Raw genomic sequence first — 12,664 nt, 5'->3', positions numbered from 1 at the left:
TCAGGCGCTTTTTTTATTACTTGCTCTCTTTATTCGTAATAGAAGCTCTTACGAAGTCATGGAACAATGGTTGTGGACGGTTTGGACGAGAAACAAGTTCTGGGTGGAACTGTGCTGCCACGAACCAAGGGTGGTCTTTTAATTCAATGATTTCAACTAGACGGCCGTCTGGGCTTGTACCAGAGAATACAAATCCTTCTTTTTCCATATCAGGACGGAACTGGTTGTTGAACTCATAACGATGACGATGACGCTCATATACAACCGGCTCATTATAAGCATTGTAAGCATTTGTTTCTTCAGCAAGCTTACATGGGTATAGACCAAGACGAAGTGTACCACCTAGGTCCTCTACATCTTTTTGTTCTGGTAATAAGTCGATGATTGCATATGGTGTGTCAGGGTTGATTTCAGAAGAGTTAGCACCTTCTAAACCTAATACATTACGTGCGAATTCGATTGATGCAAGTTGCATACCTAAGCAAATTCCTAAGAATGGAACTTTGTTTTCACGAGCATATTGAATCGCAACGATTTTACCTTCTACACCACGATCGCCGAAGCCACCTGGTACAAGGATACCATCTGTATCGCCAACTAATTCTTTTACGTTTTCTGCTGTTACATGCTCAGCATTTACCCATTTTACTTCTACATCTGTGTCGAATGAGTAACCAGCATGACGAAGTGCTTCTACAACAGAAATATAAGCATCTTGAAGTTCTACATATTTACCAACAAGAGCGATTTTTGTTTTCTTAGAAAGATTACGCACTTTGTTAACTAGCGCAGTCCACTCTGTCATATCTGCAGCTGGATTGTCTAATTTTAAGTGATCACAAACGATTTGGTCCATGTTTTGTTCTTGAAGAGATAATGGAACCGCATATAAAGTATCTGCATCGCGAGCTTCGATAACTGCTTTTGTATCGATGTCACAGAATAATGCAAGCTTGTCTTTCATATCTTGAGAAACAGGCATTTCTGTACGAACAACGATAATGTTTGGTTGAATACCTAAGCTACGAAGTTCTTTAACACTATGTTGTGTTGGTTTTGTCTTCATTTCACCCGCTGCTTTTAAGTACGGGATTAACGTACAGTGAATGTACATTACATTGTCACGACCGATGTCGCTCTTAATTTGACGGATTGCTTCTAAGAATGGTAGAGACTCGATATCACCAACAGTTCCACCGATTTCTGTAATAACAACATCCGCATTTGTTTCACGGCCAGAACGATATACGCGCTCTTTAATTTCGTTAGTAATGTGAGGAATAACTTGAACTGTTCCTCCTAAATATTCACCGCGACGCTCTTTTTGAAGAACTGAAGAGTAAATTTTACCTGTTGTTACGTTGCTGTATTTGTTTAAGTTAATGTCGATGAAACGCTCATAGTGACCAAGGTCTAAGTCAGTTTCAGCGCCATCATCTGTTACGAATACCTCACCGTGTTGGTATGGGCTCATAGTCCCTGGGTCTACGTTAATGTATGGATCAAACTTTTGAATCGTTACGTTTAAACCACGATTTTTTAAAAGTCTCCCAAGAGATGCTGCTGTAATACCTTTTCCTAAAGACGATACTACACCGCCTGTTACAAAAATATACTTAGTCATGAAAAAGCTCCCTTCTATTTTGCTGTTATATAATCACCGTTGCAAAGCGCAACGTATGTAGATAACACTGTATCCATCTTATTGTTAGACTCTTTTTATTTTCTAAACAAAAAACAAAAAAGAAAATTGCTCCCCTCATCACAAAAAGTAATAAGTAGGGAGCAATTTTCTTTTATATTTACACTTTAAAAGTATTATCGTCCTTTTTTAAAGAGCCCAAAAATGATTCTACATGGACGATAATGAAAAGTCAAGAACTACAGTTCTTCCTCTTCTTCTTCTTCAGTTTCATCATACTCAAGTTCTTCTTCAGCGAAGTCGTCGTCATCTTCGTCTAAATCATCAAGATCGTCGTCATCTCCGTCTTCTTCTTCAAGAACCTTGTCCAAATCTTCTACATCGTCTTCATCTTCACTTACGTCTGCATCGTCGAAGTCATCTTCGTCTTCTTCAATGTAGTCGTCAAAACCGTCTTCTTCAACTTTACGTTTCTTCTTCGGTTTTGGTTGAGGCAAGATTTCTTCATCAATTTGCTCATATGGGTACCAGCTGCGTAGTCCCCAACGATTTTCTCCTAAATTAATGAAACGTCCATCGATGTTTAAGTCTGTATAAAATTGTGCGATTTTCGCATTAACTTGCTCTTGAGATAGTCCCAGCACTTGAGCGATTTCTTGAACCAACTCGTTGAATGTCGTTGCTTGTTTTTTATCCCCTAAAACGCTATGTACAACTTCAATCATTGAACATTCTTTTAGCTCTTCTGGTGAATATTGCTTAAAATCCACTTATGCGGCACTTCCTTTCATCAAATATAACCTTATATATAACGGCCTGCTTAAAAAAATCCATACTATTCATTATAAACAAAAGTCGCACAAATATGCTACAAAAAAAACGGGAAACTTTTATAGGGTAGTAAAATTATAATTTGCCTGTTCCTTATTTCGGAAGCATATGGGCCCCTTGCAATACATACCTAATTTGCATTTCTGTATATTCTTCGAGCGTATACAGTTTTTGCAGCGCCCAGCGTCTAAATCCCCACATCTGTCCTTGTATAAAAATATTATGCGCAAGAAGCTGTATTTCTTTTTTATTTAATGTAAATGTTCCATTTTCCGTACACTGTTCTAAAATATTCTCGAACATTCCTACCATTTGAAACTCCTTTTCTAATACATACGGAAGTGATTCTTTCGGTAAAAAGCGTACCTCTTGATACATTATCAATACTTCTTCCTGTAATTCGTCCATCACTTTAAAGTAATTCGTTATTGCTATCTTTAAACTTTCTATACTCCCTTTTTCTGTACACACTACTTCCTCTAATCTTTCTTTTACATGTTCATATATACTATCACAAACTAAATATAAAACATCATCTTTGGTACGAATGTACTCATAAAGTGTCCCTATACTAAACCCAGCCGCTTTTGCAATCTCTCTCGTTGTTGTACGCGGAAATCCTTTTTGTTTAAACAGTTGCACCGCACCTTTAATCATTTGTTCACGTCTTAACGCAACTAATTTTTCATCTTTCACCGATGCATGCACATTATGTTTAACCATTCCCTTCACCTCTCTCTATTATTTTTTGGAAGGAAAAAGCGTAGGAAAATACCTACGCTTTCGTTCCTACTTCGTTAACATACGAGAAATTACAAGCCTCTGAATCTCTTGTGTTCCTTCATATATTTGTGTAATCTTTGCATCTCGCATATAACGCTCTACTGGATAATCTTTCGTATAACCGTAACCACCAAATACTTGCACCGCTTCAGTCGTCACCTTCATCGCTGCATCGCCTGCAAATACTTTTGACATCGCTGATTCTTTTCCATACGGAAGCCCTTCTGATTCAAGCCAAGCCGCTTGATATGTTAAAAGGCGTGCTGCTTCTACATCTGTTGCCATATCCGCAAGTTTAAAGCCAATCCCTTGCTGCGCCGCAATTGGTTTTCCAAACTGATGGCGCTCCCTTGCATATTCTACAGAAGCATCTAAAGCCCCTTGTGCAATCCCAACAGCTTGCGCCGCAATACCGTTACGACCTCCATCTAATGTTTGCATCGCAACTTTAAACCCTTGCCCCTCTCCTCCAAGTAGATTCTCTACAGGAATACGGCAATCTTCAAACATAATTTCAGTCGTTGGTGAAGAGCGAATCCCTAGCTTGCTCTCCTTCTTCCCAACTGAAAATCCCGGTGTATCACTTTCTACAATAAATGCACTCGTACCGCGCTGCTTCGATTCAGGATCAGTTAGCGCAAAAACAACATAAATATCAGCAATACCGCCATTTGTAATGAAAATTTTTGATCCATTTAAAATATAATGATCGCCATCTCTCTTTGCGATTGTCTTCATTCCACCAGCATCCGATCCAGATCCTGGTTCCGTTAAGCCGTATGCACCAATTTTCTTCCCTTCAGCCATCGGCCGTAAAAACTTTTGCTTTTGCTCTTCCGTCCCAAATTTAAAAATCGGCCATCCCGCAAGTGAAGTATGCGCAGACAGTGTTACACCTGTTGAAGCACAAACGCGAGATAATTCTTCAATAGCGATTACGTATGCTAAGTAATCGCTTCCAATTCCACCGTACTCTTCAGGCCATGGAATACCAGTTAAACCAAGCTCTGCCATTTGATCAAATAACTCTCGATCAAATCGCTCTTCTTCATCACGCTCAGCTGCTGTTGGTGCCACTTCATTTTTAGCAAAATCTCGAACCATTTTTCTTATCATTTCATGTTCTTCTGATAGTTTAAAATGCATCTCCGTCTCCCCCTCGCCCTTTTATAAAGCACGGCTAATAACAAGTTTCTGTATTTCACTTGTTCCTTCATATATTTGCGTAATTTTCGCATCACGGAAAAATCGTTCTACTGGATAGTCTTTCGTATAACCGTAACCACCAAATACTTGCACCGCCTCAATCGCGACTTCAACCGCTGTCTTAGAAGCAAATAATTTCGCAATAGATGCTTCTTTACCGCATGGTAATCCTTGTGCCCTAAGAGATGCCGCTCTATATACGAGTAACCTTGCTGCCTCGACACTTGTTGCCATATCTGCAAGCTTGAAGCCAATCCCTTGCTGCGCCGCAATTGGCTTCCCGAATTGCTCTCTTTCTTTTGCATAATCAATTGCACAGCCAAGCGCCGCTTCAGCAATTCCTAAAGCCTGCGCACCGATTCCAATTCGCCCAACATCTAAATTCGCCATCGCCACTTTGAATCCTTGTCCTTCTTCCCCAAGTAAATTCTCAGCTGGCACTTTCATATCTTCAAAAGTAAGTTGTACTGTACGAGAACCGAGAAGTCCCATCTTATGTTCATCTTTTCCAATGATTAAACCAGGTGTATCTTTCTCTACTATAAATGCAGAAATACCACTTTTTCCTGCCTCTGGATTTGTAGAAGCGAATACAATGTATGTACTTGCTTCACCACCATTTGTAATAAACACTTTCGATCCATTAATAATATAATGATCACCTTTTTTCACAGCTCTTGATTTCAAACTCCCTGCATCTGATCCTGCATTTGGCTCTGTTAAAGCAAATGCACCTAAATATTCCCCGGTTGCAAGTTTAGAAACATATTTTTTCTTCTGTTCTTCTGTTCCAAAATATAAAATCGGATTCATTCCAACTGACGTATGTACAGCTAAAATTACACCAACTGTTGCACTTACCTTTGAGATTTCCTCAATTGCTAGAATGTAAGAAATAAAGTCCATTTCTGCCCCGCCGTATTTTGCAGGCGCTGGAATACCCATTAATCCAAGCTCACCCATCTTTTGCAAAATCTCTTTCGGGAACACCCCTTGTTCCATACTAGGAACAAAGGGAGCTATTTCCTTCTGTGCAAAATCCCGAACCATTTTCCTCATCATTTGCTGCTCTTCATTAAAACGAAAGTTCATATATTCCGCCTCCATTTGCTATATATCCTTTAAATAATTTGGTAAGACCACTATGTTGTAACAAAGGGGGCATTTATTCGTAAACGTAGAATCCACGACCTGTTTTACGCCCTAACCATCCTGCATTCACATATTTACGTAATAATGGACATGGGCGATATTTACTATCTCCTAATCCTTCATGCAACACTTCCATAATGTATAAACACGTATCTAAACCGATAAAATCAGCGAGTGTCAAAGGCCCCATCGGATGGTTCATACCAAGCTTCATGACTTCATCAATTGCTTCTTTCGTCGCTACACCTTCATATAACGTATAAATTGCTTCGTTAATCATCGGTAGTAAAATGCGGTTTGATACAAAACCTGGGAAATCATTCACTTCAACTGGTACTTTCCCAATTTTTTTCGTAATATCTTCAATTGCTTCATATACCGCATCATCGGTAGCCAAACCACGAATAATCTCAACAAGCTTCATAACTGGAACTGGATTCATAAAGTGCATACCGATTACTTTTTCCGGACGCTTCGTTACCGCTGCAATTTCTGTAATTGGCAGAGATGACGTATTCGTCGCTAAAATTGCGTGTTCTGGAGCAATTTCATCTAGATTCGCAAAGATTTTCTTTTTAATATCCATTTTCTCAACAGCTGCTTCAATAATAAGATCCGCTTCTTTCACACAATCTAAATCAAGCGTTACTGTAAGACGATTTAATGTCGCTTCCTTCTCTTCTTCCTTCATGCGTCCTTTTTCTACTTGGCGCGCTAAGTTTTTCGTAATGATAGCCATTCCTCTATCTAATTGCTCTTGCTTTAAATCTTGTACCTTCACGTCATATCCTGCCATTGCACATACTTGTGCAATTCCTGATCCCATTTGCCCTGCACCAATTACAACAATGTTTTGTACACCCATTTTTTCTTCCCCCTTAATTGTTAATAAATTTTATACCCTCGAACTTTAATTAGTGGACTTCAATCATCACTGCGTCCCCTTGACCGCCACCGCTACAAATCGAAGCAATTCCAATTCCGCCGCCGCGCTGCTTAAGTGCATGGATTAGTGTAACGATAATGCGCGCTCCGCTTGCTCCAATTGGATGTCCCATCGCTACCGCGCCGCCATTTACATTCAATTTTTCCGGATCAATTCCTGCGATTTCTGTACTTGCAATTGCTACCGCTGCAAATGCTTCATTAATCTCGAATAAATCGATGTCTTCAATTTTCTTGCCTGTTTTTTCAAGCAATGCGTTAATTGCATAACCTGGCGTTCTTGGGAAATCTTTAGATTCCACTGCAATTGCTGTATGCGCCAAAATTGTCGCTAATGGCTTTCTTCCTTCTTGCTTCGCTCTGTCTTCGCTCATTAATACAAGTGCGGCACCACCATCATTTAGTCCCGGCGCATTACCAGCTGTCACCGTCGCTGTCTTATCAAATACAGGTTTTAACTTTGCTAACTTTTCAATCGTTGTATCTTCACGTGGCGCCTCATCCTTTGCAACGACAATAGGATCGCCTTTTCTTTGCGGAATCGTTACTGGCACGATTTCCTCTTCAAAACGCCCTTCTTTATGCGCTGAAACCGCACGCTGATGGCTACGATATGCCCATTCATCTTGCGCTTCGCGAGAAATTCCATCTTCCTTCGCAACTTCTCCGCCATAAACGCCCATGTGTGTACCTGAAAATGCACATGTTAAACCGTCAGCAACGTTTAAATCAACAACTTCGTTATTGCCCATTCTGTATCCCCATCTTGCTCCGCGTAAAATGTAAGGACTGTTACTCATCGACTCCATACCGCCAGCTACAATTAGTGATTGATCGCCAGTACGAATAATCTGATCCGCCAACGTAACCGCACGAAGTCCTGATGCACAAACTTTATTCACTGTTTCCGTCTGCACTTCCCATGGGATTCCAGCAGCCCTTGCAGCTTGGCGCGATGGAATTTGCCCCTGTCCACCTTGAATAACCGTTCCAAATATAACTTCTTCAACATCACTAGCCGCAACATTTGCTCTTTCAAGCGCTGCTTTAATTGCAATTCCTCCAAGTTCCGCCGCTTTTACATCTTTTAAAGATCCTCCAAATTTTCCAACTGGTGTTCTTGCAGCACTTAAAATAACTGTTTTACTCATGTTTCTTTCCCCCATTTCATTTTTTAACACTGAGCGCTCGCTCGGTATCCCTACGTTGAGAAGAGGTGCAATCATTGCACCTCTTTCTAAAGTTGTATACATTCTTACAAACTACATCGCTTCTTTTTTCTGTCCGATAACAGATCGTTCTAAAATCTCTGTCACATCAAGAGTTTGAACCTTCTCTTCTACCTCTTTCGCTTTCGTTCCATCACTGATCATCGTTAAGCAATATGGACAACCTGTACCGATAATGGATGGCTGTACAGCTAATGCTTGTTCTGTACGAGCAACGTTAATACGTGAACCTGTTGTTTCTTCCATCCACATTAAGCCACCACCTGCGCCACAGCACATTCCCGTTTCACGGTTACGTGCCATTTCTACAAGATTCACTCCAGGAATCGCTTTCAAAATGTCACGTGGCGCTTCATACACTTCGTTGTATCTTCCTAAATAACAGGAATCATGGTACGTAACTGTTTCTTCAATAGCGTGAACAGGCTTTAAGCGCCCTTCTTTCACCCACTGAGCTAACAATTCTGTATGATGATAGACTTCTGCTTGCAAGCCAAAGTCCGGATACTCATTTTTAAATGTGTTATAAGCATGAGGATCAATCGTAACGATTTTCTTCACTCCTGCCTTTTCAAATTCTTCGATATTCTTTGTCGCCATCTCTTGGAATACAAATTCATTTCCAAGGCGGCGTGGTGTATCTCCAGAATTCTTTTCTTTATTACCGAGAATTGCGAATGAAATGCCTGCTTCGTTCATTAACTTCGCAAACGATATCGCAATCTTCTGACTACGATTGTCGTATGATCCCATTGAACCAACCCAGAATAAATACTCGAATTCCTCCCCAGCTTTTGATTTTTCTTTTACAGTTGGAACTGTTACTTCATCATCACCTTGGCGCCATGTTTCACGCTCTTTACGGTTCAGCCCCCACGGATTTCCTTGACGCTCGATATTTGTCATCGCGCGTTGTGCTTCCGCGTCCATTTTCCCTTCAGTCAAAACGAGATATCGACGTAAGTCAATAATTTTGTCAACATGCTCATTCATAACTGGGCATTGATCTTCACAGTTACGGCACGTTGTACATGCCCAGATCTCTTCTTCTGTAATAACATCTCCGATTAAACTCGGATCGTAAGCGAGCGTTGTAGACGCTGATTCTTGTTGCCCTTTTCCAGCTGCCATCATCGCTAACTGATTTCCTTGTGTATTATTGAAGGCAACTACTGGAACCCACGGTGCTTTTGATGTTACCGCAGCTCCTTTATCAGTTAAATGATCGCGAAGTTTTAAAATTAAGTCCATCGGTGATAACATTTTTCCTGTTCCTGTTGCCGGACACATATTTGTACAACGGCCACACTCTACACAAGCGTATAAGTCAATAAGTTGATTTTGTCTAAAGTCTTCAATTTTACCAACACCAAATGTTTCTTGCGTTTCATCTTCAAAATCAATCTTTTCAAGCTTCCCTGGGTTTGAAAGACGACCGAAGAATACATTAGCTGGTCCTGCAATTAAATGCGCATGTTTTGATTGTGGAACATACACTAAAAACGTTAACAAAATTAGTAAATGCACCCACCAAGAAAAATAGAACACTGAAATGGCTACGGTTTCATTTATCCCGCTAAAAACGTAAGCGATTGCAGAAGCAATTGGTTCACTCCATGAAAGCTCCTCGCCATGCCATATAAGTCCCATACCGTTACCAAGTAGCACAGAAATCATTAAACCACCGATAAAGATAAGAACAAGACCTGATTTGAAGTTACGTTTTAAACGAACAAGCTTTTCTACATAACGTCTATGAAAAGCCCAAAATACTGCAATTAAAATAACAAGTGTGACAATTTCCTGGAAGAATGTAAATGCAGGGTATAGTGGTCCAAGTGGAAGATGTGATCCTGGTGCGAGTCCTTTCCAAACGAAGTCAATTGCTCCAAATTGGACAAGAATAAATCCGTAAAAGAACATAACGTGAATGATGCCGCTTTTTTTATCTTTCAGCAGCTTTTTCTGACCGAAAACATTGACCTTAAGGAGATCCCAACGCTCTTTAAAACGACGGTCAAATTCAATCTTTTTCCCTAACTGTATGTAGGCCATTCTCGTCCGTATAAGATATACAAACAAATATCCTGCATAAGCAATAACAGCAATGGCAGCCAGCCAATTAATGATCAGTAAGCTATTCATTTTTATGCTACCCCTCTCTTTGTAAGCCTTCTTTCTTTTTTTGAATCTTCAAAAATATATAATTTTCTGAATTATATCCCCTATCCCCATTATATAATGAGTGAGCATTCAGTCAACAGTTTTTTGTTATAGAACAACACATTTTTTCATAAAGCTGTTTATTTCGGTGAAACTATAAAGTGAAACTTTAATCAGCAGGGGTGGTTCATCCCCGCTGATTATTAGTTGAACCAATCGGGCTTTTACGGGCAGTTGATTTTCAAGCTAACTTCTACTTATTCAACAGTTTTTGAGTCGAAAGGCTTACTGCCCGTTAAAGCGGGATAAAGTGACACTTTAACCAGTACAAGATCTATCCTCTAAAGAAATTTATAATAACAGCCGTGCTACCCGTATCATTTGTAACACACTGAAGGTGAAAAGAATGCGAAGGAGGGAATTCACTAATGCTCTACTTATCTCTTTTGTTAATATCCGTTGCTCTTTGGATTACAATTGACCTTTCATACGGGAGACTTCTTCATTTAAAACGAGTAAGCTCTCGCACTTTCCCTTTACGTCAAAGTGATTTTCACCTTTATACATACGGGAAAGATTTGTATGACGCTTTATTTACTGATATAAAACAAGCACAGCATCACATTCATATTTTATTCTTCATTGTAAAAAACGATAAAATCAGTCGTGAATTTTTAAAATTGCTGATCGATAAGGCTCAGGAAGGAATTGAAGTACGACTTTTACTTGATCGATTTGGCAGCCATTCTTTATCAAACGAAGCTATTCGCTCCCTGCAAAAACATGGTGTATCTTTTTCATTTTGTCATAAGGTAAAATTTCCTCTGCCTTTCTTTTCTGCCAATCAACGAAATCATAGGAAAATTACAGTGATTGATGGGAAAACCGGCTATATCGGGGGATTTAATATCGGTGAAGAGTATCTAGGGCATAATGAATATTTAGGATTATGGCGAGACTACCATTTACGTCTTACAGGAGAAGGGGTTCAAGATTTACAAAAGCAATTTTTGCATGACTGGTTTGATGATACGAAACAAAATTTATTAGATGCTTCTCTTTATTTTCCAAAACAAAACCCAGGTACCATCCTGCATCAATTTATTCCGACTGATGGGGCTTATTTACAGCATACTTTTTTACATTTAATTAACGCGGCAAAAAAAGAAATCTGTATCGGTACACCATATTTCATTCCTGGAAAAAAAATTATGAATGCCTTATTAAAAGCAAGAGAAAGAGGGGTTCAAATCACAATTCTTGTTCCAGAAAAAGCTGATCACCCTCTTGTTCGAGAAGCCAAATTTCCGTACTGCCGAAAATTAATACAGGCTGGTTGCAATATTTATGCATTTCAACAAGGTTTTTTTCACGCCAAAATTATTATAGTAGACGATGATATTTGCGATATCGGAACAGCAAACTTTGATATGAGAAGTTTATATATTAACCATGAAATAAACTGCCTGTTATATAATAAACATTTCATTCAAACAGTAAAAAAGAAATTCCATGAAGATCTAGAGAATGCATCTGTACTTTCCTATAGCGATGTAAACCCGCCTTCTCTTATCGATAGAGGAAAGGAATGGATTGGAACAATGTTTGCTTTCTTTTTATAGGAAAGACAATGAATAAAAGAGGTGTATCTCATATGCTTATACGGTTTGGATATGTCTCACATGCAATGGCACTCTGGGACTGTTCTCCTGCCAAAACAATGACGTTTACAAGCTTTAAGAAACTTAGCAAGCAAGAACGAGAAGACAAACTGTACCATGTTATAAGGCAAAATTTAGAGCACACAATACGTATCCTTCATTACAATATAGCGCATGAAATCCCACTATATCGCCTATCGTCTTCCATCGTCCCACTTGCAACACATCCCGAAGTCGAGTTTGACTATATTGGGGTATTCACACCACTTTGGCGTAAAATAGGGGCTTTAATTAAAGAACACAATTTACGAATAAGTTTTCATCCAAATCAATTTACGCTATTTACAAGCGACAAGCCACATATTACTACTAACGCTATTACGGATATGACTTATCATTATAAAATATTGGATGCTATAGGCATTGCAGATTCTTCTTACATTAATATTCATGTAGGTGGAGCCTATGGAAATAAAGAAAAGGCGATTGAGCGCTTCCATGAAAACATAAAAAAACTTCCTACACATATAAAAAAACAAATGACTCTTGAAAATGATGATAAAACCTATACAACCGCTGAAACTTTATCCATTTGCCAAAAAGAAAATATTCCATTTGTATTTGATTATCATCATCATATGGCCAATCTTTGCGAGGAACCACTAGAAGAGTTGCTTCCTGCAATTTTTGAAACTTGGTCACATACAAATATCTCTCCTAAAGTTCACATTTCCTCCCCGAGATCGGAAAAAGAATTTAGGGCTCATGCTGAATATATCGATTTAGAGTTTATTAAGCCTTTCTTACACATTGCAAAAAAACACAATCATAATTTCGATATTATGATTGAAAGTAAACAAAAAGACTTAGCATTATTCCAATTAATAGATGAACTTTCTGCTATAAGAGGAATTAAAAGAATAAGTGGTGCAATGTTACAGTGGTAAATTGTAACTTTGCACCATTTTTTCAAAAAAGTAATTTTTATAGTAAAAAACATCCTATTTTATATGCTATTATTTAAATTAGCATTCCCTCGAGATTCAACTTTA

General features: G+C 38.9%; 10 protein-coding genes. 2 read left to right on the top strand and 8 right to left on the bottom strand.

Annotated features, from left to right (window positions below):
• Positions 1–16: 16 nt before the first annotated feature.
• The 8 genes from pyrG to ACTFRU_RS18415 form a co-directional block, all read right to left on the bottom strand.
• Positions 17–1,624, bottom strand: a complete 1,608-nt coding sequence (gene pyrG, locus ACTFRU_RS18450; protein WP_000170460.1) for a CTP synthase — start codon at positions 1,622–1,624, stop codon at positions 17–19.
• 257 nt (positions 1,625–1,881) lie between these two features.
• Entirely contained in the window at positions 1,882–2,412 is a 531-nt protein-coding gene (gene rpoE / locus ACTFRU_RS18445; protein ID WP_000346280.1) for a DNA-directed RNA polymerase subunit delta, read from the bottom strand.
• A gap of 154 nt (positions 2,413–2,566) precedes the next feature.
• Positions 2,567–3,196, bottom strand: coding sequence for a TetR/AcrR family transcriptional regulator (locus ACTFRU_RS18440; protein ID WP_000238599.1), 630 nt, complete (start codon positions 3,194–3,196; stop codon positions 2,567–2,569).
• A gap of 66 nt (positions 3,197–3,262) precedes the next feature.
• Positions 3,263–4,402 (bottom strand): acyl-CoA dehydrogenase AcdA, encoded by a 1,140-nt coding sequence (gene acdA, locus ACTFRU_RS18435; protein ID WP_000545545.1) that lies wholly within the window; start codon positions 4,400–4,402, stop codon positions 3,263–3,265.
• 21 nt (positions 4,403–4,423) lie between these two features.
• Positions 4,424–5,554, bottom strand: coding sequence for an acyl-CoA dehydrogenase (locus ACTFRU_RS18430; RefSeq protein ID WP_001011179.1), 1,131 nt, complete (start codon positions 5,552–5,554; stop codon positions 4,424–4,426).
• Between the two features lie 73 nt (positions 5,555–5,627).
• The gene (locus tag ACTFRU_RS18425) at positions 5,628–6,479 is read right to left on the bottom strand and encodes a 3-hydroxybutyryl-CoA dehydrogenase (protein ID WP_000538880.1); all 852 of its coding nucleotides are present in this window, start codon (positions 6,477–6,479) and stop codon (positions 5,628–5,630) included.
• 49 nt (positions 6,480–6,528) lie between these two features.
• Entirely contained in the window at positions 6,529–7,812 is a 1,284-nt protein-coding gene (locus tag ACTFRU_RS18420) for an acetyl-CoA C-acetyltransferase (protein ID WP_002025101.1), read from the bottom strand.
• 9 nt (positions 7,813–7,821) lie between these two features.
• On the bottom strand, positions 7,822–9,933 hold the full coding sequence (locus tag ACTFRU_RS18415) for a heterodisulfide reductase-related iron-sulfur binding cluster (protein ID WP_001086776.1): 2,112 nt from the start codon (positions 9,931–9,933) through the stop codon (positions 7,822–7,824).
• 446 nt (positions 9,934–10,379) lie between these two features.
• Between ACTFRU_RS18415 and cls the strand changes: the two genes are divergently transcribed.
• Both cls and uvsE read left to right on the top strand, forming a co-directional pair.
• On the top strand, positions 10,380–11,573 hold the full coding sequence (cls, locus tag ACTFRU_RS18410; protein ID WP_000966423.1) for a cardiolipin synthase: 1,194 nt from the start codon (positions 10,380–10,382) through the stop codon (positions 11,571–11,573).
• A 32-nt stretch (positions 11,574–11,605) separates the two neighbouring features.
• Positions 11,606–12,559: a UV DNA damage repair endonuclease UvsE gene (uvsE, locus tag ACTFRU_RS18405; RefSeq protein ID WP_011110499.1), complete on the top strand. Its 954-nt coding sequence runs from the start codon at positions 11,606–11,608 to the stop codon at positions 12,557–12,559.
• The last annotated feature ends 105 nt before the right edge of the window (positions 12,560–12,664 follow it).

The sequence above is a fragment of the Bacillus cereus group sp. MYBK220-1 genome, assembly GCF_051916445.1.
Lineage (GTDB): Bacteria > Bacillota > Bacilli > Bacillales > Bacillaceae_G > Bacillus_A > Bacillus_A cereus.
The sequence above is the reverse complement of the archived record's forward strand: the minus strand, read 5'-3'. Positions and strand labels throughout refer to the sequence as shown.